The sequence below is a fragment of the Pigmentiphaga litoralis genome (assembly GCF_048632615.1).
Classification (GTDB): Bacteria; Pseudomonadota; Gammaproteobacteria; order Burkholderiales; family Burkholderiaceae_B; genus Pigmentiphaga; species Pigmentiphaga litoralis_B.
On record NZ_CP184479.1, the window covers coordinates 1,535,542 to 1,560,353 of the forward strand.

The window sequence follows — 24,812 nt, forward strand, 5'->3', positions numbered from 1 at the left end:
CGCGAAATTTATCATGATGGAGACACCGCGCCGGGACCGCGGCCAGCCCGACATGACGTCCGGACCGGCCGATGCCGTTGGCTTACCTGCGACGCAGGCTCAAGGCGTTGCAGTCGGGTTGGTGATGTCGAACACCAGGTTCTTCTTCGACGGGCCGAACGAGGCCCAGGTCGACTTCAGTCCCTGCTGTTCCACCCCCGGCTTGGACCAGTCGCACACGCCCGCGGCAAAGGTCGCGCGCAATGCCGCGGCCTGAGCATCGGTGAACGTGACCGGCGCGTAGTCGGCCAGATTGACCGGCTTGAGCTGACACTTGACGATGTCATCGGCCAGGGGTCCACCAGCGACCAGGCGCGGCGTGGTGCCGGCCGGATAGGCGGTGTTGCACTGTCCGGCGCCCGCGGCGGTCGATGGCTCGATCACCTTGGTCGTGCCGATCCAGCATGCGTCCACCAGCGCGGCAGGCCGTGCCTTGATCAGCTTCTCACGCTTGGCCGCGGCTGACGTGTCGGCCAGCATGCCCGACAGCCACGTGTCCATCAGCCCCAGCGTGTCGTCCTGAATGTTGCCCGGTCCGACGATGACATGATTGTCGAAATTGCCGTTGGCCTTGGTCAGGCGTTCCCGCACCGAATACGAATGGATCTTCTGGTGGATGTCGCCCCCGACGGCGTCGTCGAAGTAATCGCGGCGGTCGATGATGGCCGTGGTGGCCAGGCCGCCGCCTCCGTTCAAGATCCGGCCCGACTGGTAGGCCCGGCGGATCGCGCCCAGGTCACCCGTCGTGCGCGCGGTCTGCGGCTTCATGTCCGGGTCCAGGCCGCCGATACGGGCATTCAGGTCCAGGAAGTCATCCACCGTGATGGCGCCCGCCAGCAGGGCTTTCAGGCCGTACTGCACACCCACGTTGTCGATCGGGCGCTGCGCGAAGCCCCGCGCATCCTTGCCGTACACATTGACCGTGTGGTCATACACGGTGGCGCGGGTGCCGGTGGGGTTGGTGGTCGGGTTGTACTTCAGCTCGTTCGGGAAGCCCGCCGGGAAGGACACGACCGGATCCAGACGCGCCGCGCTGCCGCTCATGTTCGAGATCTGGTTGACCTGCAGGTAACCCGAAATCGCCTTCTTCTGGTCAACCGTGAACGTGCGCCCGCTGGTGTTGAAGTAGTTGTTGAGCAGGCGGGAGTCGAAGATCTTGAAGATCGTGGCCGTGGTCACATCGGGGAACACCGAGTTCACGATGATGCCGTCGAACAGGCCAGGATAATTATCGGAGGTCTGGTAGCTCTGGTATGCGCCGCCCGATCCCCCGGTGCCGATGGTATAGGTCGGCTTGCCGTAGGCTTCGGTAAAACGTTCCTTGGTCATGGCCACCGTTTCGGACGACAGCAGGTCATTGCAGTTCGTGCCGAAGGTGTTGAGCGTGGACGTAACTGCCGCATACCCGCGCTTGAACCACGTGTCGTTGATCGACAGCGACACGTTGTTGCCCTGCATGTACCAGCCGCCCTGGCAGCCGCCACCCAGCGGGTACATCAACTTGCCGTTCCAGTTGGCCGGGCGGGTCGTGGGGCTAGGTGCCGGTTCGGTCAGGGGATCGTGCAGAATGATCGACTGATAGATACTGCGGTTGATGGTGCCGGTCTCGACGCGCACCAGGTAGGGCACCCGCTTGTTGGTGCCATCCATCACCAGGAATTCCATGTCAGCCGGGTAGACCGGGTTGGCGGTCGGGATGCCGGTGGTCGGCGGCGCCCAGGCCACGACCGGACGGCCCGCGGCGGTGCTGCGATACACGTACGTGACGCGGGTCGGCACCGAGCAGTTGGCGTCCAGCGGATTGCCCAGGCCGGTGCTGCCCACGGGAATGCCGGCGAACGTGGCGGTGGCGCACACATAAGGCGATTCATGCGGACCTGAAATCATCGGGCCGGTAACGGGATAGTTGGTCAACGTCAACGATCCGGTGGCCTCGCCCATCCGGGCTGCCAGCGTATGTTCGCCCACCGCCATGCCTTCGACCTTGCCCAGGTACGTACCGGTGGATGTGGCCTTGAAGGCGGCCGAGACGTCGCGCCCATCCAGCGTCACGACGGGCGTGCCGGTCGCGCCCGCAGGTGGCGCGATCTCGACCAAGGCGTCGCCGCCGCTCACATATTCGGGCATCGAAGACACGGTGCTGACGCGCAGGGATTGCGCGGGCGTATCCGAATCATCGCTCCCGCCGCAACCGGCAAGGAACAGGCTGGCGATCCCCGTGGCCAGCAGGGTCTGACCCCGCGTGAAGCCGCGCCGTTGCGTACGTTGGTGCTGTCTCATCCCAATCTCCTGGACTTCTATTTGGTGTTATGGATACGGCGATACCGCAGGTCAGCGGAGACGATGCCGTGAGTCGCCCCGCCCGAAAGACTGCGGGAAGGCAAAGCAATCGGCATGCCATGGCGCGAGAATCCGTGAAGAATGGCGCCAAGGCCAAGGCCTGCGCGGCCGGCCAGCAGGTGGCATGTCGGAGGCGCGAAGCAGGTGTGCAGGAATCCGGAATTGACCTCGCGGCAATGTCTGCCTTTCCAGACAGGTTGGCGGCTCCATGCCAAGGGATAACCCGACTGGGCGCCGTCCGTGCTCCTTGCCTGACGCCGATCCGGCCCCACTTGGTAGACTGAGTCCCCGCCGCACCTCCCTTCGCTCCCTGCCTTCCTCGATGTCCCTCCCCTTAGCCTTCGTCGACCTTGAAACCACCGGCACCACGGCCGCCTTTGACCGCATCACCGAAATCGGCATCGTGCGCGTCGACGAGAACGGCGTGAATGAATGGCACCGGCTCGTGAATCCTGGCCGGCCGATACCGCCGATGATCCAGTCGCTGACCGGCATTTCGAACGAGATGGTGCGGGAGGCGCCGCCGTTCGCGGCCGTCGCCGCCGAGGTCGCGGAACGCCTGCAGGGCTGCCTGTTCATCGCCCATAACGCGCGCTTCGACTACGGCTTTCTTCGTGCGGAGTTCGAACGCGTCGGCGTGCCCTTCCGGCCCGACGTGTTGTGCACCGTGCGGCTGTCGCGGCGGCTGTACCCCGAGCACCGGCGTCACAACCTCGATTCATTGATCGAGCGCCATGGCCTGGTGATCGCCGAAAAGGATCGCCACCGCGCGTTGGGCGACGCCAAGCTGGTGTGGCAGTTCTGGCAGTCCATCCATGGCCACTTTCCGGCCGAACATATCCAGGGTATTGCCGACGTGCTGTCGGCCCGGGTGAGCCTGCCGGATCATCTGGACCCGGCGCTGCCCGACGTGCTGCCCGATGCCCACGGCGTATACGTGCTGTACGGCGACCAGCGCGAACCGCTGTTCGTCGGCCGGGCCGACAACATCCGCAGCAAGGTGCTCGCGCACTTCAAGGTGGCGGGGGCGCCGGCCAAGGCCGTGCGGATGGCCGAACAGACGCGGCACATCGAATGGAAGGAAACCGGCGGCGCGATCGGCGCGCTGCTGCATGAATTGGAGATGGTGCAACGGCTGGCCCCCCGCCACAACCGGCGCGGCCGCAGGGCGACCGATGTCACGGCTGACTGGCCCTACGCCGGCGCCATCGGCATCCGGGAAGGGCATGCCATTCATGTGGTCGACAATTGGCGCTTTCTGGGCACGGCGTATCAGGACGAAGGGCTGTGGGCCTTGCTCGACAGTGGCCGACCCGAGTTCGACTATGAGGTGTACCGCATCCTGCGGGACCGTCTGGCGCTGTTGCGGCTGGTGGACCTGAGCCGGTCCGACAGCAGCGACTTCTAGCTTCGCTTTCAGCGGCGCCTTCTGCGCGCGGGTGCGGCGCGCATTGCCGCGTACCCGTCGAACCTTGCCCTGTTCCGGCGGTCGAACCTTCATGGTGTCTTCTGGATCGCACATGGAACTCGCGGGTCACCCTGCACCCCCGGCCCGCGCCACCCGGCGCGGTGTCATCTTCCCCTGCTGCTCGCCTTGACCGCGTGGCTGGGCTGGCCGGTAATCGAGCACGCGCTCGAACTCCCCATCTACACCTATCGCCTGCTGCGCATGCCCGCGCCCGAGCGCGTGGCCGTGCCGGTCAAAGGCGTGCGCCCGGGCAACCTGCGTGACTCGTGGGGCGGCGCGCGCAGTGGCGGCCGTCGTCATGAAGGCATCGACATCTTCGCGCGCATCGATACGCCCGTCATCGCGTCGACCGAAGGGATCGTGACGCGAGTCGGCACCAATTCGTTGGGGGGAAAGGTGGTCTGGGTGATGGGGCCGGGTGGCCAGCGCCATTACTACGCGCACCTGAACGACTACGCGAATATCCGTGCCGGGCAGCGTATCGATGTCGGCACCGTATTGGGATTCGTGGGGAACACCGGCAATGCACGCGGCACGCCCCATCACCTGCACTACGGGATCTACAGCAGTAAGGGGGCAGTCAATCCCTACCCCTGCTGGTCCCGAAATGACAGTCGGTTGGCGACAGCGTGCTTACTTGCCGCCGGGGCCGGCGATGTCGATGCCGCTGCCCGAGGTCTTGTTGGTGCGGCCCGAACGACTGCCGTAATCGGCCGAGGTATTCTTGTCGTTGATACGATCCACGATCTGCTGTTCGCGTTCATGATCCAGGTTCAGATCATGCTCGGGATTCATTTCCTTGGGCGTGGACTTCTTGGGTTGGACGATAGTGGTCATGGTGGCTCCTTCGTGTCAAAGACGGCGTTGCGATCACGCCGGAGAACCCACTCAGCAGCATCATTCGTGCCCGCCTACCCCTCAAGGAGACCCCGATGAACGCTTCTCCCGACACCAATCGCCGCATCGTGCTGGCGCGGCGCCCGGTTGGCGCACCCACGCTGCTCGACTTCCGGCTGGAATACGGCCCGGTGCCCGAGCCTGGCGAAGGCGAGGTCCTGCTGCGCACGCGCTACCTGTCGCTTGACCCCTACATGCGGGGCCGGATGAGCGACGCCAAGTCCTATGCGCCGTCGGTTGCCCTGGGAGCCGTCATGGTCGGCGGCACCGTGGCCGAAGTGGTCCGGTCCCGTCATCCCGACTTCCAGCCCGGCGAACTGCTGCTCGCCAACAATGGCTGGCAGGACTACGCCGTGTCGAACGGCAAGGACCTGATGCGCCTGCCGGACAACCTGGCGCATCCGTCCTGGGCGCTCGGCGTGCTGGGCATGCCCGGTTTCACCGCGTACATGGGGCTGCTCGACATCGGCGACCCCCAGCCTGGCGAGACCGTGGTGGTCGCCGCGGCCACGGGCGCCGTGGGCGCAAACGTGGGCCAGATCGCGAAACTGAAGGGATGCCGGGTCGTGGGCATTGCAGGCGGCGCGGCCAAGTGCCAGTACGCCGTGCGCGACCTGGGCTTCGATGCCTGTCTGGACCATCGCGAAGCCGACCTGGCCGGGCGCCTGGCCCAGGCGTGCCCCGACGGCATCGACGTGTATTACGAGAACGTTGGCGGCAAGGTGTTCGAAGCCGTCTGGCCGCTGCTGAACCGCCACGCCCGCGTGCCGGTCTGCGGCCTCATCGCGCAATACAGCCAGATGCCCACGGCAGACGCCCCGTCCACGCCCGACCTGCGCCCGCAGATGCTGCGCGACATCCTGACCCGCAGCATCCGTATCCAGGGCTTCATCATCTTCGACAGCTACGGCCACCGCTACGGCGAGTTCGCGCAACAGATGGGCGAATGGGTCGCGCAGGGCAAGATCAAGTACCGCGAACATCTGGTGGACGGACTGGAAAACGCCCCCCAGGCGTTCATTGGTCTGCTCGAAGGAAAGAACTTCGGGAAGATGGTGGTGAAGGCAGACGCCTGAGCGGCGATCGCCTTGCGGGGCCGACGCGTGCAGGCCGATCGTTCAGGCCGCGTGCGGCCTGCGCACCGCCCCGCTTTCATACAGCCGTGCCCGCGCGTCCACGTCATACCCGGCTTCTTCCAGCACACCTTCCGCATCCTGTCCCACGGTGGGCGCCGGACGGCGCGGGGCGGGCTCGTAGGCCGACAGACGCGTCACGTCCTGCAGATCCCACATGCGGCCTTCGGTGGGGTGATCGACACGTTCCAGCAGGCCGGACGCAAGCACCTGCGGGTCGTTCATCAGGCTGTCCAGGGTGTTGTAGCGCATGCAGGGAATGTCGGCGGCCTCGAGCAGTTCGAGCCATTCGGTGGACGTGCGGGTCAGCATGGCGTCGGCGCGCAGCTTGAAGTAGTCGGCGCTGTTGGCCGCGCGGGCGGCCTTGGTCGAAAAGCGCGGGTCGTTGCGCAGGTCGGGGTAGCCCATCACCTCCATCAGGCGGAAGGCCTGGGCGTCGGTGTTGGTGGTCAGGCACACGTAGCCGTCCTTGGTCTGCACCGGCCGGGCCTGCGGGTCGATCAGGCGCAAGTCGCCGGGGGGCGTCAGGGCGGGGTCGTAGGTGGCGCCGTACAGATGTTCGCTCAATACCAGCGACACCATGTTCTCGAACATGGGGACGTCCACCGATTGGCCGCGGCCGGTGCGCTCGCGCTGGAACAGGGCCATCATGACCGCATTCAGGGCCATGAGGCCGACCGTGCGATCAGCCACCACATAGGGCACATAACGCGGTACGCCGGTGTACATCTCGTTCAGCGCCGCCAGGCCGGACCCGCCCTGGATGATGGAGTCGTAGGCGGGCTTGTCGCGATAGGGGCCGGGACCGAAGCCGCTCATGGCGCAGTGAATCAGCCGTGGATGGTGCGGCGCCAGGCTGGCATAGTCCAGCCGCAGGCGCTCGATGGGGCGAGGCCGCATGTTGATCAGCAGCACGTCGGTGCGCGCGATCAGGCGCGTCACCACGTCGTGGCCGGCCTGGGATTTCAGGTCCAAAGCAATGCTGCGCTTGTGGCGGTTCAGGTGGACGAACTTGCCGGACATGCCGGGGCCCGGCGACGGGCCGGCGATCCAGCGGATGACGTCCCCGTCTTCCGCTTCGACCTTGATGACGTCGGCGCCATAGTCGGCCATGATCTTGGCCGCATAGGGACCGACCACGGCCGACGTCAGGTCCAGGACGCGGATGCCCGCGAGCGGCGCGCTGGCCGGGTCCGGGCTCATGGCGTCACCCGGTGCTTGCGCGCAAGGCCTTGGTCGAACGCACGGCGTCCACGCGCCGTTGCTGCTGCCGATCTCATCGTGTCTCCTGAACGGGTCCGTGGCCGGACCAACTAGTTGTGAAACGCAATCATAATCGAAGCGCGGCTATTTGATCCCCAGGCGTTTGGCCAGCCGGTTCAGGTTGGCGCGGTCCAGCCCCAGCCCCCGCGCGGCCGATGCCCAGTTGTGGCCATGGCGCGCCAGCGCATCCAGGATCAGGCGGCGTTCGTAGTCATCGACGGCGGCCCGCAGTCCGATCGATGGATCGATGGCGGGCGCGCGGACTGGCGCAGGGGCGGCGGTGTCGGCGGTTTCTTCCTCCTGTGCCATCACGGGCCCCGTGCGAGGCAGGTCGATGTCCACTTCAGACAGGCTGAGGATGCGCGGCCGGCGCCCCTGTCTTGCCAACGCCTTCAGGACACTGCGGCTCAGCAGATGTTCGAGCTCGCGCACGTTGCCGGGCCACGCGTAGGACAGCAAGGCGGCCTGCGCGTCGGCCGTCAGGCGCAGGCCGCTCAGCCCCAGCCGCACGCGGTTTTCTTCAAGGAAGAAGCCGGCCAGCATCAACACGTCGCGCTGCCGGTCGCGCAGCGGCGCGACATGAACCGGAAAGACACTGAGCCGATGGAACACATCGGCCCGGAAGCGCCCTTCCTGCACATCGTCGGCCAGGTCGCGATGCGTGGCGGCGATCACGCGCACGTTGACGCGATGTTCGCGGTCGGATCCCAGCCGTTGCAACTGGCCATTCTGCAGGACACGGAGCAATTTGGCCTGGATCGGCAACGACAGTTCGCCGACTTCATCCAGGAACAGCGTGCCGCCGTCGGCCAATTCGAACTTGCCGCGGCGGTCGCCCACCGCGCCGGAGAAGGCGCCACGCACATGGCCGAACAGTTCGCTTTCGACCAGGGTTTCCGGCAGTGCCGCACAGTTGATGCTGATCAGGGGCTGACCGCCACGGCGTGATGCCGCATGGATGGCCTGCGCGACCAGTTCCTTGCCGACGCCGGTCTCGCCGGTGATCAGCACGGTCAGGTCGCTGTCGGCCACCACAGCGATGTCCTGCAACAGGCGCTGGTTGGCGGGGCTGTTGCCGATCAGGTCGCGTGGCGGTTGCTGGCCGGCCGCAAGGCGGTAGACCTCGGCCCGCTGCCGTTCGTCTTCGACGCGCGACGCCAGCGAGTGGATGCGGTCGGCCACCGTGACCGTCGCGGCGGCCAGGCTTGCGAATGCCTGCACCGAGGGCAGGTCCACCGTGGCGAAACGTTCGGGATCCAGGGCGTCCAGCGTCACCAGACCCCATGGCTGTTCGCCCACCATCAACACGCAGCCCATGCAGTCATGGACTTCAAGCACGTCGGGTGGACCGTCGACCAGGCCATCATAGGGATCGGGCAGATCGCAGTCCGGCGGGAAGCGCAGCGGGCCGTCGGCCTCGAGCAGCGCCTTGAAACGCGGGTGGTCGTCAATGCGAAACCGCCGGCCCAACGTGTCGGTCGACAGGCCATCGACCGCGAGCGGTAATAGCCATTCGCCTTCGCGTTGCAGCAGCGCTGCGGCGTCGCAGGGCAGCACGGCCCGCATGGCCTGCAACAGCCGCCGGTAACGCTCGCCTTCGGGCAGGTCTCGCGACAGGTCGTCGACCAGGGGCACCAGCGCGGCAAGGAGGCCGCCGGTATTCATGGCGAGACGGTGGGGCCGTTGATGCGCAAGGGGCGATGAAAAAGGGCGACATGAGGGACTCCTGTTCGGTAACGGTAAGGCGGCTCGGCATAGGGTCGATCCGACACGCGACTGGTCATTATGACCTCAAAGCGGCATGTGTCGAATCGACTCGCCAAACGTAAGAATTGGCGTCAACGCTTGCGCTGCGCGATGGCACGGATCGTGAAAAGGTGGTGTACGCCTTTACCCAGCCCATGTCATTGGAGACCTTCCCATGCTTTCCGTTCCACACCGCAACATTGTCAAGGCAACCGTGCCCGTGCTAGAACAGGGCGGGGTAGCGCTGACCACCCACTTCTATCGCATCCTGCTGCGGGACCACCCCGAGGTCCGTCCGCTGTTCAATCCGGCCCATCAGAGCGACGGCGCCCAACCCCGGGCGCTGGCCAATGGCTTGCTGAAGGTGGCGCGACACATCGATCAGCTGGACGTGCTGGGCGACCTGTTCGCGGTCATCGTGAACAAGCATGTCTCGTTGCAGATCCAGCCGGAGCACTATCCGGCAGTGGGCGCGTCGTTGTTGCAAGCCATCCGCGAGGTGCTCGGGCCCGATCTGGCGACCGATGACGTCGTGGACGCGTGGGCCGCAACGTACGGGCTGCTTGCGGGCATGCTGACGTCGGCGGAAGGCCAGGCCTATGATGCGCTTGCCGCGGCGCCCGGAGGATGGCGCGGCGGGCGGGCCTTCAAGGTGGTGGACAAGCGCAGGGAAAGCGCGGAGATCACGTCGTTCACCTTCGCGCCGGTCGATGGCCTGCCGGTCCTGGCCTCCCTGCCGGGGCAATACATCGGACTGCGGCTGTTCGTGAACGATGCCGAGGTGCGGCGCAACTATTCGCTGTCGGCAGCGGCCAATGGGCGCGACTACCGGATCAGCGTCAAGCGGGAAGCGGGTGGGGTCGTGTCGAATCATCTGCATGACCACATCGGGATCGATGACACCGTCCACTTGTTTCCCCCGCAGGCCATTTCACGCTGCAGGCCGGCACACGGCCGGTCGTCCTTATCAGTGGCGGCGTGGGCATCACACCGATGCTGCCGCTGATGTCCGCTGCACTGGACGCCGGCCGCGAGGTCCGTTTCATCCACTGCGCGCGGCACGCCGGCGTGCATGCGTTTCGCCAGTGGGTAGACAGCCATCTCGAGCGCCATCCGGCATTGCACACCTACTACTGCTACGAGCGCCATGACGACATGGTTGGCGATGACAACGTTGACCATGGCAACGATGGTTCACGGCGCGCAGCGGCGCCCCACGCGGTCGGCCGGCTGACCCGGAATCGCCTGGCCGACTGGCTGCCCAGCCATCGCGACGTGGATGCCTATGTGATCGGTCCCAAGCCGTTCATGGCGTCGGTGCTGGAGGACCTGCGCGCGCTGGAGGTGCCGCCCGCGCAATGTCACTACGAGTTCTTCGGGCCTGCCGAGGTGCTGTGAGTTTTCCTGACCGGCTGTGAAAGCTTGTCGATGGATCGTTCGACGGCCCGGTCGCACACTGCGACCTGTGTCATTCGACTGTCCTGAGGGGTGTCTCGCATGCTGTCCGATTTTCGCGTTCTCGATCTGACCTGGGTGCTGGGCGGCCCGTTTGCCGGGCAGTTGCTGGCGCAATTGGGCGCCGAGGTGATCAAGGTCGAGCCGCTGGAAGGCGACCTGTCGCGGCAGGTGTCGCGCCACGGGTCCGAATTCGAAGGCGACTCGGGCTTCTTCCTGTCCGTCAATCGTGGCAAGTCCAGCATTGCGATGGACCTGAAATCGCCCGAAGGACGCGAGGTGTTCTATGACCTCGTCCGGGAATGCGACGCGGTGGTCTACGGTTTTGCGCCCGGCGTGCCGGCGCGATTGGGCCTGGACCGCGATGCCTTGCTGGCCGTGAATCCGCGCCTGTGCATCGCGCAGATGATCGGGCTGCACGATCAGCCGCCCTACGCGGATGCGCCCGCCTTCGATCTGGTGGTGCAGGCGCTGAGCGGCGTCATGAGCATTACCGGCGAACCGGGTGGCGCACCGGTGCGGGTCGGCTATCAGGTGGCCGACCTGGCGGGCGGACTGTATCTGGCGCTGGCCTGCCTGGGCGGCATGCTCAAGGCCCTGAAGACCGGGCGCGGCGAACTGGTGCAGGTGTCGCTGCTGGATTGCCAGCTGGCGCTGCTGACGTGGCAGGCGCAGAACTATTTCGTGTCGGGCGAGGTGCCGCACGCCAACGGCGCACGCCACCCGGTGATTGCCCCCAGCGACATCTACCGCTGCCTGGACGACAGGTTCATTGCGATCTCCCCCACGGGGCAGCAGTTCTGGCGGACCTTTTGCGCCGCGATCGACCGCAAGGACCTGATCGACGACCCGCGTTTTGCGCTGCCCAAGGACCGCGTCAAGCATGTCGATGACCTGACCGCGATCCTGCAGGACGTATTCCGCCGCTACACGGCGGCGGAGTGGCAGGAACGCCTGTTTGCGTCCCGCGTGCCGGCGGGCGCGGTGCATGACGTGGCGCAGGCGGTGGATCAACCCCTGGCGCATCTGCGCCAGATGGTGGAAGCGCTGCCCCACCCCGCCACCGGCGAGACCTTGCGATTCCTGGGCAACCCGTTCAAGTATCCGTCGGCGCATCCCCTGTCCTATCCTCCGTCGCTGGGATCGGATACGCAGGCGGTGCTGTCGCGGGTGTGCGGCTACGACGCCGCGCGGATTGCCGACCTGACCGGCCACCGCGTGGTGGCGACGGGCAAGCCCGTCTGAGTGTGGACGGTGCCCAGTGGACGGCACCACGGAGGGCACCATCAAACGGTGCTGGCCGCCTGCCCGGCCGGCGCCCGCCAGTTCATCACAGTTCCGTCCCAAGAGGCGGACCAAGGAGACATCGCCATGCCCTACGTTCCGTCCTTGCTGCCCGCCCGGCGGCCTTCCACCCGGCTGCCATCAGGGCTGCGTGCCGCCCTGGTCGCGCTGGCACTACCCCTGGCGGCCCGGGCCCTTGTTGCCCTCCCCTTGCTGCCCTGCCCCTGGCGGCCCAGGCCCAGCCGGCGGCCTTCCCCAGCAAGCCGATCCGGCTGGTGTGCGCGCATGCGGCCGGGGGCGCCGCGGACCAGTTGTCGCGCATCGTGTCGCAGCAGCTGTCGAATACGCTGGGCCAGCCCGTGGTGGTCGAAAACCGGCCCGGCGCCAGCACCATGATCGCCGCCGAACAGGTGGCCCGATCGCCCGCCGATGGCTACACGCTGTTGATGGCGACCGTCACCACGCTGTCGATCAACCCCGCGCTCTACCCCAAAATGCGCTACGACCCGATCAAGGATTTCGCGCCCATATCGATCGTGGCTTCGACGCCCTTCTTTCTGGGCGTGAATGCGGCCCTGCCGATCACGTCGGTGAGGGAGCTGGTCGCGGCGGCCAAGGCATCGCCGGGCGGGCTGAACTACGGGTCGTCGGGCCAGGGCACCTCGTCGCATCTGGCGGGCGAGCTGTTCACGTCCATGTCGAACACGCAGATGGTGCACGTGCCCTACAAGGCGACCGCGACCCGGAACACCGACCTGTCGGCGGGTTCCATACAAGTAGTGTTCGGCAACGACCTGCTGGAGTTCGCCAAGACGGGCAAGGTCAGGATTCTGGGGGTGACGTCAGCCCAGCGCCTGTCCGGATATCCGGACATTCCCACCGTGGCCGAAGCGGGCGGCATGCCTGGTTATGACGCCAGTGTCTGGTACGGCCTGGTCGCGCCGGCCGGCACGCCGCCCGCGATCGTTGCGAAGATCAACGACGCGCTGCGCACCGCCGTGGCGGACCCGGCGGTGCGCCAGCAGATCATGAGCACCCTGGGTGGCGATGCCGTTGGCAGCACGCCCGAAGCGTTTGCATCGGTGATCAAGAGCGACCGCGACAAGTGGACGCAGGTGATCAGCCGGGCGCACATCAAGGCTGAGGAATAGGCACTGTCCGGCTATCCTCTGCATCGGCACGATCATGCGACGGGGACAACCGATGGAACGGCGGGCATTGCCTTTGAACGCGCTGCGCACTTTCGAAGTGGTGGCGCGCAACCTGAGCTTCACGCGCGCGGCGGCGGAGCTGGGCGTGACCCACGGCGCGGTCAGCCGGCAGATCATTGCGCTGGAAACGGCGATGCGCATGCCACTGTTCCACCGCGACGGCTCGCGCATCCGGCTGACCCATGAAGGCTCGCGCCTGTTCACGGGTGTGGCGCCCGCCCTGGACCGGATCGCCGCAACCATGGACAGCCTGCAGGACAGCACCGCCGCGCGCGTGCTGTCGGTCAATGCGCCGCCCACCTTCACCATGCGCTGGCTGATCCCGAGGCTGACCGGCTTTCAGCGCGCGAATCAGAACGCCGAAGTGCGGCTGGCGACCGGCACCGGGTCGCCCCAGACCTTGAAGATGAACGACTACGACGTGGTCATCCGGCGCATGGCGGCCGATGACGAGACCGATGCGCTGCGGTCCACGCCGTTTCTGTCGGGCGCTCTGGTCGCGGTTGCGTCGCCGGACCTGATCGGCGCCGGTCCGGTGCAGACCCTGGATGACATTGCCCCCTTCCGCCTGATCGAAGCGGCCACCAATGTCGTGGGCTGGCCCGACTGGTTCGCCCGCGCGGGCGGCAGCCTGCCGACACCCACCCGTTTTTTGCGCCTGGAAGAAATGTTCTATGCGGTGCAGGCCGCGCTGGATGGCCTGGGCGTGGCGCTGGTGCCGTCGGCCCTGGTGGTCGATGACCTGGCCGCGGGGCGGCTGCAGCGGATCCTGGATGTACCCGGCGTGTTCGAGCGCGACTACTGCCACCTGGTGTCGCCGGTGACCCGCAATCCGGAGCTGGCCCGCGCGTTCTGCGCCTGGCTGGATCATGAGGGGCAAGAAGCCCGCCGCCTGTCGTTGTCGGTGATGGGCGACGGAATGACGTAACGCCGTGGAAAGACGCCGTGGAACGACGCCGTGGAACGACGCCGCCGGACAATGCCGGAGAACAGTGCCGCGGGACGACGCTGCAGGACAACGCCGTGGAACGTCTCGCCGACCGCCTGCCGGATCAGTCGTCTTCCGGCGGCTCGTAGCGCACCGCGGCCTTGCTTGCGCGCCAGATGGCCCGGGCCGACGGCCTGGCCGCTTCTTCCAGCAGATGCCCCGCCAGTCCTCCCGCGCGCGACACCACCGAAAAGCTGCGCATGGCCGCGATCGGCACGCCGATCTCTAGCAGCAAGGCGGCAATGGCGCCCGTGGCATTGATGGTCAGGTGCCGGCCCGACGCCGCATCGACCGCCGCGCCGAAGCGCTGCAGTGTGTCGACATGCGCCCCGGAAACCCCGGCCAGGCGGCCGACTTCGAACAGCCGGATCGCGCGGGGATCATCGGGTTTGTGGGTCGCATGGCCGAAACCCGGAATGGGACTGCGGCTGTCGCGGAAGGCTTCCGCGCGCAGCCGCAACGCATCGGTATTGCCCGCCGCTTCGTCGGCCTGCAGTTCGACCAGCAAGGCCGCGCACTGCTCGGTGGTGCCGGCAAACACACTGCCAATGGCCAGCAAGCCGGACGCGATCGCGACCTGCGGCTCGCCCGGCACGCTGTCGGCCATCAGCCGCGCAATCACGGCGCTGGGCGTCAGGCCATGTTCCATCAGCGTCACCAGGCAGGCATCCAGCACCCGCACCTGGGCCGCATCGGGCCGGCGGTGGCAGGTCAGGAAGTACAGCATTTCGGTATAGCTGTACTCGCCGATCAGCTCGTTCACCAGATCTTTGCCGCCTACCGTAATGGACGTGGCGTCAGAAGTGGAAATGCGGGTGACGGGCCGCGTATCGGCTGCGCGATCCGCGGCGGGGCCGGTGTCTGCCATGGTGTCTCTTCCTTATCGGGTCAATGTGGCGGACCCCACCAACGTCGTGCCGAATTGCGAACGGCATTCGGCTTTGCCATCGTCGGCCAGCGTGACCTCCAGCTCATCGCCGGGGCATACCGGCGCCACGAACTTGACGGTCAATTCGCCGCGGTAGTGCCAGTCGGCGCCATACTTTTTCGCGGCCAAGTCGGCCACATAGCCGGTGTACATCAGGCCGTGGCCCAGCGTGCCGCGAAAACCGCGTTCCTTGGCATAGGCATCGTCGTAGTGGAGGATGTCGTTATCGCCGTTGAGCTTACCGTAGTTGTCGAACTTTTCCTGCGTCTGCGCAATCGTCTTCTTCAGCATGCTGATCTCCTGGAACGTGGGCAAGGTCACTCGGCGAAGGCCGACGTGTGGCGGACGCTGCACAGCCGCGTGCCGTCGGCGCGATGGAAGTCCACCTGATAGCAGATGTACTTGCGGCCCTTCTTTTCGTATTTGTCCGTCAGCCGCCCGCTTCCCACGACGTCGGTGGACTCGTCGGCCCAGATGGGATGATAGAAATTGAAGGTGTTGCCGATCATGATGCCGCCCTGCTGCGGCGGATACTTGCGGTACATCACGGCCATCATGTAGACGGCCAGGACGTTGGGGGCGCCGCCCGCCGGCCATCGATCAGGTAGTTCGCCGGGTCGCCATCGACCACCGACAGATATTCGTCGACGATATCGGGCGTGACGGTAAAGGCGAGTTCGGGAAACTCGGCGCCTACCTGCCAGTCCTTGTACAGGGCCGCGGGCAGGTCTCCTTCACGGGGTTTGACTTCGCTGGGTCGTGTCATGGTGTCTCCTCAAGAGACGCCATGGTGCGATACGCACAACGGCCGGACAATCGATTAGATTTGCCCGGCCGTCAGGAAAACTCACAGTCCTTGGTCTTTAGTCCTCAATCACCCACGATCTTCTTGGCCTGGATGATCGCGCCAAAGCGCTTGGCGTCTTCCATCGCCTTGTCGTGGAATTGCGCGGGGCTCATCGGCGCGGGATCTCCGCCCAGGGCCAGCATGCGTTCCTTGAAAGCCGGCGTCGCGATGATGCGATTGATCTCGGTGTTCAGGCGCGTGACGACGTCTTGCGGCGTACCTGCTGGCGCATAGAAGCCGAATACCGTATCGGCGTCGAAGCCCTTCAGCCCCGCCTCGTTCAAGGTCGGAACGTTCGGGAACAGCGGCGAGCGCGTCATGCTGCCCACCGCCAGCATGGTCAGGCGGCCGGCCTGCACGTGCTGCATGGCGATACCCGGATCGAACGCAAAGTCGATCTGGCCGGCCAGCAGGTCCACCAGCGCCGGCGCCGCGCCGCGATACGGCACGTGCACGGCCGTGACCTTGGCTTCGCTCTGGAACATTTCACCGGCCAGATGGGGCGAACTGCCATTGCCGGGCGACCCATAGGTCAGCTTGCCGGGATTGGCCTTCAGGTAGTCAATGAAGCCCTTGATGTCACCCGGCAGCTTGCCCGGCTTGGTCACCAGAAACACCTTTACGCGCGCGGCAGCGGCGACCGGCACCAGGTCTTTCGACGGGTCGAACGACATCTTCGGATAGATGAAGGGATTGACCGATACCATGCCGCCCGAGCTCATCAGCAAGGTGTAGCCGTCGGGCGCGGAACGCGCGACCGATTCGCCGCCGATGTTGCCGCCAGCACCGCCCTTGTTCTCGACCACCACCGACTGGCCCAGGGTTTCCTGCAACGGGCCGGTAATGGCGCGGGCGATCTGGTCGGCGGCGCCGCCCGGCGGGAAGTTGACGACCACCTTGACGGGCTTGTTGGGCCAGGCCTGGGCCTGGACGACGGCAGGCAGTGCGAGCGCCGCGACGGCCGCCGCGCAGCCCAGCACCATCGCGCCGACACGCCCGCCGAGCGAGCGGCAAGTCTTGGGGTTATGCATGTTCTGTCTCCTGCTGAAGGTCTTGTGAGCCGCGGCACGAATCGGCCGCGTGCGGGAATCCGGCAGGCGCGCGAGAACGCGCCTGCTTCGAAAGGGGCAAGGGCATGGTCCGGGGGCGGTCGCGTCGCCTGGCTGGCGCCGCGAACCGCCCCCGCGCGATCAGAACGGGTAGTGACGCGGCGTGTTCTGCAGCGTGATCCAGCGCAGTTCGGTGAACTCGTGAATGCCGGCCTTGCCGCCGAAGCGGCCGATGCCGCTGGCCTTGACGCCGCCGAAGGGCATCTGCGCCTCGTCGTGCACGGTCGGGCCGTTGACGTGGCAAATGCCCGATTCGATGCGCTGCGCGACGAGCATGGCGCGCGACACGTCGCGGCCGAACACCGCCGACGACAGGCCGTATTCGGTATCGTTGGCGGACGCAACCGCTTCATCGACGCCGCTGACGCGCACCACGGCCTTGACCGGACCGAAGGATTCTTCGGAATAGATCTTCATGTCGGCCGTGACGTGATCCAGGATGGTTGCGGGCATCAACGTGTTTTCCGCCTTGCCGCCGCACACCAGTTTGGCGCCTTTGGCCAGGGCGTCGTCGATCAACGCGTTGCAGCGTTCGACCGTGCTCATGTCCACCACCGAGCCCAGCACGCCCGGTCCCTTGCGCGGGTCCTGCAGCGGCAGCGCGCTGGCCTTGGCCGCGAACTTGGCGACGAATTCGTCCGCAATCGCGCGGTCGACCACGATGCGTTCCGTCGACATGCAGATCTGGCCCGAGTTGGCGAACGCGCCAAAGGCCGCCGCATTCACGGCCGCGTCGATATCGGCATCGTCCAGCAGCACCAGCGGCGCCTTGCCACCGAGTTCCAGCACCACCGGCTTCAGGTACTTGGCGCAGGTCATGGCAATGATCTTGCCGACCCGTGTGGAGCCCGTGAAATTGACGCGGCGCACGGCGGGGTGGGCCACCACGGCTTCCACCACGGCGCCGGCATCGGCCGGGGCATTGGTGATGAAGTTGACGACGCCCTTGGGGAAGCCGGCCTCATCCAGCGCGTCGACGATCAGGCCATGGGTGGCCGGGCAAACCTCGGATCCCTTGAACACGACGGTGTTGCCGCAAGCCAGCGGCACGGCCAGCGCGCGCACGCCCAGGATCACCGGCGCATTCCACGGCGCCATGCCGAGCACGACACCGGCGCCCTGGCGCACGGCCATGGCCACGCTGCCCGGCACGTCGGAAGGAATGATTTCGCCACTGATCTGCGTGGTAAGCGCGGCGGCTTCAAGGAACATGCCGGCGGCCAGGTGCACGTTGAACCCGGACCACATGGCCGACGCTCCGGTCTCGGCGGCCATGGCCGCAATAAACGCATCGGTCTTGGCTTCAAGGGCGGCGGCGGCTTTCATGAGCAGCGCGCGGCGCTCGCTCGGACCCACGTGGCGCCAGGTTTCGAAGGCGCGCGCCGCGGCATCGGCGGCACGCACGGCGTCTTCGACCGTGGCGGCGGGCGCTTGCGTCGCGACTTCGCCATCCAGCGGATTGCGCCGTTCGAAGGTGGCGCCATTGCCGGCGGCCACACGGGCGCCGTCGATCAACATCGTGATTGCGGTCATCAGAGTTCTCCTTGTTGTAGGGTGCGTGCGCGAGCGATCAGCCAATCTGGATATCGACCAGGATAGGCTCGGGGCTGGCCAGTGCCTCGCGCAGCACATCGTGCAGCGTGGCCGGATCTTCGACACGCACACCGCGCATGGCATGCCCGCGGGCAAGCGCCACGAAGTCCAGATCAGGCAGGGCCGTTCCCACCAGCGGGTCTTCGGGCTTGAACCCGAAGGTGGATGCAAATTCCTGCAGAGCCGCGTACCGCCGGTTGTTGATGATGATAAAGGTGATGGGCAGACGCAGACGCGCCGCGGTCCACAAGGCCTGGATCGAATACATGGCCGACCCGTCACCGATCAGCGCAATGATTTTCTTGTCGGGCTTGGCCAGCGCCACGCCCACGGCCGCCGGCATGCTGTGGCCCAGTCCGCCGCTGCACATGGTGTAGAAGGTTTCGCTGTGCAGCATGGGCAGGTAGCGGTGCATGACCGGCCGGGCGCTGGGCGACTCTTCCACGATGATGGAATGCGCATCGCGCACTTCCGCCAGGGTCTGCAGGGCAAAGGCGGCCGACATGACCGGCGTGGGTTCCGCGCGTGGCGCCGGCACCCGCAGCGGCGGCAGATCGCGTTGCGATGGCTTGCTCAGGTCCAGCAGGTCGCGCACGCCCGCCTTGATGTTGCCGACCGCCGACGTGCCCACAGGCGCCCAGGCAGCGATGGACGGATCGTCGATCAATTGCACGAGTTCCGCGCCTTCCGGCAGGTGCGGGCCAAAGCCTTCGACGTGGTAGGTGAAGGCCGGCGCGCCCAAGGCAAAGACCAGGTCGTGACCGCTCAGCAGGCTGACGATCTTTTCACGCATGGCGGGCAGGAAGCCGCTGAACAGGCGATGGTCTTCCGGAAAGCCGCAGCGGCCCGACATGGGCGCCACGAACACCGCTGCGTTGTGGCGTTCGGCCAGTTGCAGGACTTCGGCCCACGCGCCACTGCGATCCACGGCGGCGCCGATCACGAAGGCCGGGCGCTGCGCGCCATCCAGCTTGGCCGCGATGGTGGCCAGTACACCGGCATCGGGCCGGACCACCGTGCTGACCAGGCGCGGAGCCACCGGCTCGCAGGCACGCGCCCAGTCGTCGGCCGGAACCGACACCAGCACCGGGCCTTGCGGCTCCTGCATGGCGATGTAATAGGCCCGCGCAATGGCCAGCGGCACGTCTTCGGCGCGCGCCGGCTCGCAGCTCCACTTCACGTAGGGCTTGGGCAGTTCGGTCGCCTGATTCGAAAAAAGGAAGGGGTCGAACGGCAGGATGGAGCGGGCCTGCTGACCCGCCGTGATGACCATCGGCGTGCGGTTCTTGTGGGCGGTAAAGATGTTGCCCATGGCGTTGCCGACGCCGGCGGCCGAATGCAGGTTCACGAACGCGGCATTGCGTCTGGCCTGCGCATAGCCGTCGGCCATGCCGACCACCACCGCTTCCTGCAGACCGAGCACGTATTCGAAATCATCCGGGAAATCGAGAAACAGCGGCAGCTCGGTCGAACCCGGGTTGCCGAAGATGGTGGTCATGCCAAAGGCGCGCAGCAGATCCAGGACGGCTTCGCGAACGGTGGTCGGTGGGGCCGAGGAAGCCGATGGGGCGGCGCCGGGGGCGGTGCCAATAGCGGCGCGTGCGGACACGGGGGCAGTCGCGGTCAAGCGTGTCTCCTGAAGGTGAGTGGGCGTCGTCTGGCGACGATCTGTGCCCGCAGTATGGCGATCGCTCCCTTGCTTGAATATTGCCTTTTCGACCAAAAGTCATTACCGTTTTGCATGACTTTGGATATCCGACAGCTGGGCGCCTTCCTGTGCGTGGCGCACCACGGCACCCTGGGCCGCGCGGCTCAGACGCTCAACATCACGCAGCCCGCCCTCAGCCGCACCATCAAACGGCTGGAAGACCAGGTGGGAGCGCCCCTGTTCGAGCGTCACACCACCGGCATGGTGCTGACGCCCTTTGGGCATGCCCTGCTGCCCCATGCCAAGGTGTTGCAGCACGAGGCCGATCAGGCCACCGAAGAAATCGATGCCTTGCGTGGCCTGGCCAAGGGAACGATACGGGTGGGCGCCGTCGCCAGCGCCATCAGCCTGATCCTGCCGCTGGCCATTGCCCGGGTGCTGGCGCGCTGGCCCAACCTGCAGGTTCACATCGTGGAAGGCGTCGGCGACCTGCTGACCGATGCGCTGCTCAAGCATGAGATCGACCTGGCGATTGGCGTGTCCCTGACCGAGAACGAGGCCATCCGCGCGATTCCGGATGCCGAATGGCACGACACCAGCGAAGTGATTGCGGCAGTCAACCATCCCCTGCGATCACGCGGCCCCTTGCGCGTGATCGATCTGAGCGGCCACAAATGGGTGCTGCCGCCACAAGGCACCGCGCCGTTTGCCGAAGTCGTGGCGCTGTTTCGCGAGCAAGGCTTACCCGGTCCGGACGTCGTGGTCGAGACGCGCTCGATCATCGCGATCAAGAGCCTGGTCACCCATGCCGGATTCTTGAGCTGGATGCCCCGGCCCATGTACGACGCCGAACGCCTGGCCGGTCTGGTGCAGGCATTGAGCGTCAAGGGCACGCCACGGGATCGCCGCTTGATGGTGTTCAGACGGCGCCAGGGCGTATTGTCGGGGCCGGCGGTCAAGCTGCTGGATGCGCTGCGGGAAGTGGCGGCGCAAGGATGATCAGTCGTTCATGAACGCCGCGGGGTAGCCCCTGCCATGGTCGATCGCAGATGCTCGACGAAGCACTGGACCGCACGCGGCACTTGATGGCTGCGAGGGCGCAAGGCGTAGATGCGTTCGCCAAAGAAGCCGTGGGCGCGCCAGCCGGGCAGCACGGCCACCAGGCGGCGTGAGCTGTGGCCCGCGTGGCCTGCGCGTGTGTTACCTGTGTTGCCTGCGTTGGCCGTGTTGCCGGCCGTCACGCTGAAGTCCGGCAGCAGCCCGATGCCCAGGCCATCGAGCACGGCTTCGCGCAGCACTTCGCTGTTGTTCGCCTTCAAAGGGCCCGACACCGTCACGCTGATCGGCTCGACGGCCTTGCGGGCGGCGGGCCGCGAGAACGTCCAGGTGTCGGCCTGCCCGCCCAGATATAGCAGGCAGTCATGCTCCGCCAGTTCGGAGGGGTGCGCTGGCGTGCCGCGCCGGTTCAGGTAGGCGGGACTGGCGACCAGCAGGGACCGGGTATCGGACAGCACCCAGGCCACGAAGGTGTCGGGTGGCGTGCTGGTGTGGCGGATCGCCAAGTCGAAGCCTTCCTGGGCAAAGTTGACGAAGCGGTCGGTCAGTTCCAGTTCGACCGTGATCTCGGGATAGGCGCGCAGGAAGTCGGCCAGGCGCGGTGCGATGTGCTGACGGCCCAGCGCGACCGGAGCCGTGACGCGGACCACGCCGCGGGGCGAGCCGGCCTGATCCTGCACGGCGGTGAAACTGTCATCGATCCGGCCGAAGGCGGGGCGGGTGTCGTTGACCAGCTGCTGCCCGGCTTCGGTCAGGCTGACCGACCGGGTCGTGCGGCGCACCAGCGGCACGCCTGCGTGGCGTTCCAGGTCGCCAATGCGCATGCTGACCGATGCCTTCGATATGCCCAGGCGCTGCGCGGTCTGCGTGAAGCTGCGGGTTTCGGCCAGCACGGTCAGCAGGTGCAGATCGGCCACCAGGGTGGCAAGGGTGGCGGTAGACATGGTGATGTTTCCTTGAAAGTCGGCCGCGCCTGAAAGGATGCCGCGATCCGGGCTGGCGCTTGTTGGCGGCAGGATACCCGCCAGCACTTCACTGTTCAATCGTTTGAACAATCAAATCAGGAATTGGCGGATTATCAAAGCCCCGCGACCGCCCTACACTTGCCTGGCTCGGGAACCCAGCGCAGGCGCCCGCCACCAACGACAAGGAAGCGACATGAACATCTCTGCGAAAAACGATCCGGTGAATACGGTTGCCCAGGTGGCCCATTGGGTGTCCGGCCAGCCATCGCCGGGCACCAGCGGCCGCAGCGGCCCCGTGTTCAACCCGGCAACGGGCGCCCTGCGTGCCGAAGTCGCGATGGCCAACGCGGCCGATGTGGATCACGCGGTGGCGTCCGCCCGCGCGGCGTTCCCGGCCTGGGCCGACACGCCACCGATCCGCCGCGCGCGGGTCATGTTCAAGTTCGTGGAATTGCTGAACGCGCACAAAGATGAGCTTGCTCATCTGATCACCGCCGAACACGGCAAGGTGTTCACCGACGCGCAGGGCGAAGTGGCCCGAGGGATCGACATTGCCGAGTTCGCCTGCGGCATTCCACAGCTCTTGAAGGGCGACTACACGGATCAGGTATCCACCGGCATCGACAACTGGACGATGCGCCAGCCGCTGGGCGTGGTTGCGGGCATCACCCCATTCAACTTTCCGGTCATGGTGCCGATGTGGATGTTCCCGGTTGCGATTGCCGCCGGTAATACCTTCGTGCTCAAGCCCAGCCCGACCGACCCCAGCGCATCCTTGATGCTGGCCGATCTGCTCAAGCGCGCGGGCCTGCCCGATGGCGTCTTCAACGTCGTGCAGGGCGACAAGGAATCGGTCGACGCGCTGCTGGCGCACCCCGACGTCGCCGCAATCAGTTTCGTCGGATCGACGCCGATCGCCAATTACATCTATGAAACCGGCGCACGCCACGGCAAGCGCGTGCAGGCCCTGGGCGGCGCGAAGAACCACATGGTGGTCATGCCCGACGCGGATCTCGACCAGGCGGTGGACGCCCTGGTGGGCGCAGGCTACGGGTCGGCGGGCGAGCGCTGCATGGCGATCAGCGTCGCGGTGCTGGTGGGCGACGTCGGCGCGCGGCTGCTGCCGAAGCTGATCGAACGGACACGTTCGCTGAAGGTGCTGAACGGCACGAACCTTGACGCCGAAATGGGGCCGATCGTGACGGCCGCCGCCAAGGCGCGTATCACCGGCTACATCGAACTGGGCGAAGAAGAAGGCGCGGCGCTGTTGGTTGACGGCCGCAACTTTGATGGCAGTACGGCGGGCGACGGCTGCACCGACGGCTTCTGGCTGGGCGGCACGCTGTTCGACGAGGTCACTCCCGACATGCGCATCTACAAGGAAGAGATCTTCGGCCCGGTGCTGTCGTGCGTGCACGTGAAGGACCTGGCCGAAGCGGTCGACCTGATCAACGCCCATGAATTCGGCAACGGCGTGAGCTGCTTCACGCGCGATGGCAACGTGGCCCGCGAGTTCGGCCGCCGCATCGAAGTCGGCATGGTCGGCATCAACGTGCCGATTCCGGTGCCGATGGCGTGGCACGGGTTTGGCGGCTGGAAGCGGTCGCTGTTCGGCGACATGCATGCCTACGGCGAAGAAGGCGTGCGGTTCTACACCCGCCAGAAAAGCATCATGCAGCGCTGGCCGGAAAGCATTGGCAAGGGTGCGGAGTTCGTGATGCCGACGGCGAAGTAATCAGCGAGCCTGGTTCCGGTCAATGCTCTGCTCGATGGCATCGAGCAGTCGCATCGACGGGATCACCGAGTGGATGTCGCTTTCGGGCGTGCTTTGGTTGCGGACCGCATCGATGAACGCGCGGTCCTGCCGGTCGAACGCCGTTTCGGCATCGAGCGCAATGATCTGGTCGTCCGACCCGCGCAGTTCATCGCGCCACGCCCGGTAGGTATCTTCTTCGCCAATGTAGCGATAGAAGCCGCCGAACGGCCCCTTGTTGTTGAAGGACATGGCCATCGTGAACAGCACGCCCGTACGCGGCGACCGCATCACGATGCTCATGTCCATCGGCACGCCCAGTTCCGGATGATCCGGCCCCTGCTGCGCCTGCACGACAAAGTCCGGTTCATCCAGCAGCCACACCGCCAGGTCCACGGAATGGCAGGCGTGATGCCACAACAGGCTGTCCACCCAGGTGCGGGGCTGGCCGAACATATTCAGATTCGTGCGGCGCAGGAAGTAGGTTTCCACGACCATGTGATGCAGCGTGAAACTGCCGTCGCGGATCCGGTCGCGGATGAGCCGGTGCGGCGCCCCGAAACGGCGGCTGTGGCAGACCATCAGCGGCACGCCCGACGCTTCCTGCGCCGCCGCCAATCGCAAGGTGTCGGGCAGGTTCAGCGCGGCGGGAATTTCCAGCAATACCGGTTTGCCTTCGCCGATCACGCTCAATGCATGTTCGGTGTGCAGTCCGGACGGCGTCGCCAGCACCACGGCGTCGACATCGGGCCGGGCAACGCAGTCGGCCAGGCTGGTGGAGTGGAAGGGAATGCCGTATTTCGCGGCGAACGCCGCGCCTTGCACCGGGTCACCGACCGCGGCTGCCGTCAGCCGGACACCGGGCATGGCAGCCAGCACTTTGGCATGCGTCTCGCCCATCGCGCCTTCGCCGGCAATGCAGATGCCTACGGTGGATGTCGTCATGGTCCCTTCCTCGGTCGATGATGAGGGCAGCGTGCGTCGCCGCCTGGTTGCGCCATGATAGGGGATTCGGAAGGAAGAGATTCATGAGCACGCTCAACCGGTGCGTAGGCGCAAGTGACTGCAACCGCAGGGGTGGAGAGCAGT

The 24,812-nt window shown here is 66.2% G+C and carries 20 protein-coding genes and 2 pseudogenes; 9 read left to right on the forward strand and 13 right to left on the reverse strand.

The annotated features are described in order from the left end of the window. Window positions 1-99 precede the first annotated feature (99 nt). Window positions 100-2,319: a DUF6351 family protein gene (locus ACNANG_RS06755; RefSeq protein WP_420226539.1), complete on the reverse strand. Its 2,220-nt coding sequence runs from the start codon at window positions 2,317-2,319 to the stop codon at window positions 100-102. A 382-nt stretch (window positions 2,320-2,701) separates the two neighbouring features. Between ACNANG_RS06755 and ACNANG_RS06760 the strand changes: the two genes are divergently transcribed. Both ACNANG_RS06760 and ACNANG_RS06765 read left to right on the forward strand, forming a co-directional pair. Further along, window positions 2,702-3,787 (forward strand): exonuclease domain-containing protein, encoded by a 1,086-nt coding sequence (locus tag ACNANG_RS06760; RefSeq protein ID WP_420226540.1) that lies wholly within the window; start codon window positions 2,702-2,704, stop codon window positions 3,785-3,787. Between the two features lie 261 nt (window positions 3,788-4,048). Beyond that, window positions 4,049-4,375: pseudogene (locus ACNANG_RS06765) on the forward strand (M23 family metallopeptidase); the annotation flags it as partial. 105 nt (window positions 4,376-4,480) lie between these two features. On the opposite strand, the gene ACNANG_RS06770 reads toward ACNANG_RS06765, so the two are convergent. Next, entirely contained in the window at window positions 4,481-4,684 is a 204-nt protein-coding gene (locus tag ACNANG_RS06770) for a hypothetical protein (protein WP_420227692.1), read from the reverse strand. 95 nt (window positions 4,685-4,779) lie between these two features. On the opposite strand from ACNANG_RS06770, the gene ACNANG_RS06775 reads away from it, so the two are divergent. Continuing rightward, complete coding sequence (locus ACNANG_RS06775) at window positions 4,780-5,820, forward strand: NADP-dependent oxidoreductase (RefSeq protein WP_420226541.1); 1,041 nt, start codon at window positions 4,780-4,782, stop codon at window positions 5,818-5,820. 42 nt (window positions 5,821-5,862) lie between these two features. On the opposite strand, the gene ACNANG_RS06780 is transcribed toward ACNANG_RS06775, so the two are convergent. Both ACNANG_RS06780 and norR read right to left on the reverse strand, forming a co-directional pair. Continuing rightward, window positions 5,863-7,080 (reverse strand): CaiB/BaiF CoA transferase family protein, encoded by a 1,218-nt coding sequence (locus ACNANG_RS06780; protein ID WP_420226542.1) that lies wholly within the window; start codon window positions 7,078-7,080, stop codon window positions 5,863-5,865. Window positions 7,081-7,224: 144 nt separating this feature from the next. Next, the gene (gene norR, locus ACNANG_RS06785) at window positions 7,225-8,805 is read right to left on the reverse strand and encodes a nitric oxide reductase transcriptional regulator NorR (RefSeq protein ID WP_420226543.1); all 1,581 of its coding nucleotides are present in this window, start codon (window positions 8,803-8,805) and stop codon (window positions 7,225-7,227) included. Between the two features lie 256 nt (window positions 8,806-9,061). Here norR and hmpA point away from each other — a divergent pair. From hmpA to ACNANG_RS06805, 4 genes and pseudogenes are all read left to right on the forward strand, one after another. Next, window positions 9,062-10,284 (forward strand): annotated as a pseudogene (gene hmpA / locus ACNANG_RS06790) (NO-inducible flavohemoprotein). Between the two features lie 99 nt (window positions 10,285-10,383). Then, entirely contained in the window at window positions 10,384-11,586 is a 1,203-nt protein-coding gene (locus tag ACNANG_RS06795; RefSeq protein WP_420226544.1) for a CaiB/BaiF CoA transferase family protein, read from the forward strand. 314 nt (window positions 11,587-11,900) lie between these two features. After that, window positions 11,901-12,776 carry a Bug family tripartite tricarboxylate transporter substrate binding protein gene (locus tag ACNANG_RS06800; RefSeq protein WP_420226545.1) on the forward strand — a complete coding sequence of 292 codons (876 nt, stop codon included), beginning with the start codon at window positions 11,901-11,903 and terminating at the stop codon, window positions 12,774-12,776. Between the two features lie 34 nt (window positions 12,777-12,810). Continuing rightward, window positions 12,811-13,764, forward strand: coding sequence for a LysR substrate-binding domain-containing protein (locus tag ACNANG_RS06805; RefSeq protein WP_420226546.1), 954 nt, complete (start codon window positions 12,811-12,813; stop codon window positions 13,762-13,764). A gap of 124 nt (window positions 13,765-13,888) precedes the next feature. Here ACNANG_RS06805 and ACNANG_RS06810 read toward each other — a convergent pair whose 3' ends face one another. The 7 genes from ACNANG_RS06810 to mdlC all read right to left on the reverse strand — a co-directional run bounded on the left by ACNANG_RS06810 (window position 13,889) and on the right by mdlC (window position 19,799). Beyond that, entirely contained in the window at window positions 13,889-14,692 is an 804-nt protein-coding gene (locus tag ACNANG_RS06810) for a citryl-CoA lyase (RefSeq protein WP_420226547.1), read from the reverse strand. Between the two features lie 12 nt (window positions 14,693-14,704). Further along, on the reverse strand, window positions 14,705-15,043 hold the full coding sequence (locus tag ACNANG_RS06815) for a MaoC family dehydratase (protein WP_420226548.1): 339 nt from the start codon (window positions 15,041-15,043) through the stop codon (window positions 14,705-14,707). A 26-nt stretch (window positions 15,044-15,069) separates the two neighbouring features. Then, the gene (locus tag ACNANG_RS06820) at window positions 15,070-15,309 is read right to left on the reverse strand and encodes a hypothetical protein (RefSeq protein WP_420226549.1); all 240 of its coding nucleotides are present in this window, start codon (window positions 15,307-15,309) and stop codon (window positions 15,070-15,072) included. Further along, window positions 15,306-15,518 carry a hypothetical protein gene (locus ACNANG_RS06825; RefSeq protein ID WP_420226550.1) on the reverse strand — a complete coding sequence of 71 codons (213 nt, stop codon included), beginning with the start codon at window positions 15,516-15,518 and terminating at the stop codon, window positions 15,306-15,308. The genes ACNANG_RS06820 and ACNANG_RS06825 overlap by 4 nt, the downstream gene beginning before the upstream one ends. 104 nt (window positions 15,519-15,622) lie before the next feature. Continuing rightward, on the reverse strand, window positions 15,623-16,630 hold the full coding sequence (locus ACNANG_RS06830) for a Bug family tripartite tricarboxylate transporter substrate binding protein (protein ID WP_420226551.1): 1,008 nt from the start codon (window positions 16,628-16,630) through the stop codon (window positions 15,623-15,625). A 159-nt stretch (window positions 16,631-16,789) separates the two neighbouring features. Next, window positions 16,790-18,241: an aldehyde dehydrogenase gene (locus ACNANG_RS06835; RefSeq protein WP_420226552.1), complete on the reverse strand. Its 1,452-nt coding sequence runs from the start codon at window positions 18,239-18,241 to the stop codon at window positions 16,790-16,792. 37 nt (window positions 18,242-18,278) lie between these two features. Beyond that, on the reverse strand, window positions 18,279-19,799 hold the full coding sequence (gene mdlC / locus ACNANG_RS06840) for a benzoylformate decarboxylase (protein ID WP_420227473.1): 1,521 nt from the start codon (window positions 19,797-19,799) through the stop codon (window positions 18,279-18,281). A gap of 243 nt (window positions 19,800-20,042) precedes the next feature. On the opposite strand from mdlC, the gene ACNANG_RS06845 reads away from it, so the two are divergent. Next, window positions 20,043-20,948: a LysR family transcriptional regulator gene (locus ACNANG_RS06845; RefSeq protein ID WP_420226553.1), complete on the forward strand. Its 906-nt coding sequence runs from the start codon at window positions 20,043-20,045 to the stop codon at window positions 20,946-20,948. Between the two features lie 8 nt (window positions 20,949-20,956). On the opposite strand, the gene ACNANG_RS06850 is transcribed toward ACNANG_RS06845, so the two are convergent. Beyond that, window positions 20,957-21,949 (reverse strand): LysR family transcriptional regulator, encoded by a 993-nt coding sequence (locus ACNANG_RS06850; protein ID WP_420226554.1) that lies wholly within the window; start codon window positions 21,947-21,949, stop codon window positions 20,957-20,959. Window positions 21,950-22,163: 214 nt separating this feature from the next. On the opposite strand from ACNANG_RS06850, the gene ACNANG_RS06855 reads away from it, so the two are divergent. Further along, window positions 22,164-23,705: a CoA-acylating methylmalonate-semialdehyde dehydrogenase gene (locus ACNANG_RS06855; RefSeq protein ID WP_420226555.1), complete on the forward strand. Its 1,542-nt coding sequence runs from the start codon at window positions 22,164-22,166 to the stop codon at window positions 23,703-23,705. On the opposite strand, the gene ACNANG_RS06860 is transcribed toward ACNANG_RS06855, so the two are convergent. Further along, a complete protein-coding gene (locus tag ACNANG_RS06860; protein ID WP_420226556.1) occupies window positions 23,706-24,668 on the reverse strand; it encodes a Gfo/Idh/MocA family oxidoreductase in 963 nt (320 codons plus the stop codon). Between the last annotated feature and the right edge of the window lie 144 nt (window positions 24,669-24,812).

Excerpts from the sequence above, each read along its gene's own strand:
- ACNANG_RS06755 (WP_420226539.1), bottom strand. The coding sequence starts at position 2,319 with ATGAGACAGCACCAACGTACGCAACGGCGCGGCTTCACGCGGGGTCAG.
- ACNANG_RS06760 (WP_420226540.1), top strand. The coding sequence starts at position 2,702 with ATGTCCCTCCCCTTAGCCTTCGTCGACCTTGAAACCACCGGCACCACG.
- ACNANG_RS06770 (WP_420227692.1), bottom strand. The coding sequence starts at position 4,684 with ATGACCACTATCGTCCAACCCAAGAAGTCCACGCCCAAGGAAATGAAT.
- ACNANG_RS06775 (WP_420226541.1), top strand. The coding sequence starts at position 4,780 with ATGAACGCTTCTCCCGACACCAATCGCCGCATCGTGCTGGCGCGGCGC.
- ACNANG_RS06780 (WP_420226542.1), bottom strand. The coding sequence starts at position 7,080 with ATGAGCCCGGACCCGGCCAGCGCGCCGCTCGCGGGCATCCGCGTCCTG.
- norR (WP_420226543.1), bottom strand. The coding sequence starts at position 8,805 with ATGAATACCGGCGGCCTCCTTGCCGCGCTGGTGCCCCTGGTCGACGAC.
- ACNANG_RS06795 (WP_420226544.1), top strand. The coding sequence starts at position 10,384 with ATGCTGTCCGATTTTCGCGTTCTCGATCTGACCTGGGTGCTGGGCGGC.
- ACNANG_RS06805 (WP_420226546.1), top strand. The coding sequence starts at position 12,811 with ATGCGACGGGGACAACCGATGGAACGGCGGGCATTGCCTTTGAACGCG.
- ACNANG_RS06810 (WP_420226547.1), bottom strand. The coding sequence starts at position 14,692 with ATGGCAGACACCGGCCCCGCCGCGGATCGCGCAGCCGATACGCGGCCC.
- ACNANG_RS06815 (WP_420226548.1), bottom strand. The coding sequence starts at position 15,043 with ATGCTGAAGAAGACGATTGCGCAGACGCAGGAAAAGTTCGACAACTAC.
- ACNANG_RS06820 (WP_420226549.1), bottom strand. The coding sequence starts at position 15,309 with ATGATGGCCGTGATGTACCGCAAGTATCCGCCGCAGCAGGGCGGCATC.
- ACNANG_RS06825 (WP_420226550.1), bottom strand. The coding sequence starts at position 15,518 with ATGACACGACCCAGCGAAGTCAAACCCCGTGAAGGAGACCTGCCCGCG.
- ACNANG_RS06830 (WP_420226551.1), bottom strand. The coding sequence starts at position 16,630 with ATGCATAACCCCAAGACTTGCCGCTCGCTCGGCGGGCGTGTCGGCGCG.
- ACNANG_RS06835 (WP_420226552.1), bottom strand. The coding sequence starts at position 18,241 with ATGACCGCAATCACGATGTTGATCGACGGCGCCCGTGTGGCCGCCGGC.
- mdlC (WP_420227473.1), bottom strand. The coding sequence starts at position 19,799 with ATGACCACCATCTTCGGCAACCCGGGTTCGACCGAGCTGCCGCTGTTT.
- ACNANG_RS06845 (WP_420226553.1), top strand. The coding sequence starts at position 20,043 with ATGACTTTGGATATCCGACAGCTGGGCGCCTTCCTGTGCGTGGCGCAC.
- ACNANG_RS06850 (WP_420226554.1), bottom strand. The coding sequence starts at position 21,949 with ATGTCTACCGCCACCCTTGCCACCCTGGTGGCCGATCTGCACCTGCTG.
- ACNANG_RS06855 (WP_420226555.1), top strand. The coding sequence starts at position 22,164 with ATGAACATCTCTGCGAAAAACGATCCGGTGAATACGGTTGCCCAGGTG.
- ACNANG_RS06860 (WP_420226556.1), bottom strand. The coding sequence starts at position 24,668 with ATGACGACATCCACCGTAGGCATCTGCATTGCCGGCGAAGGCGCGATG.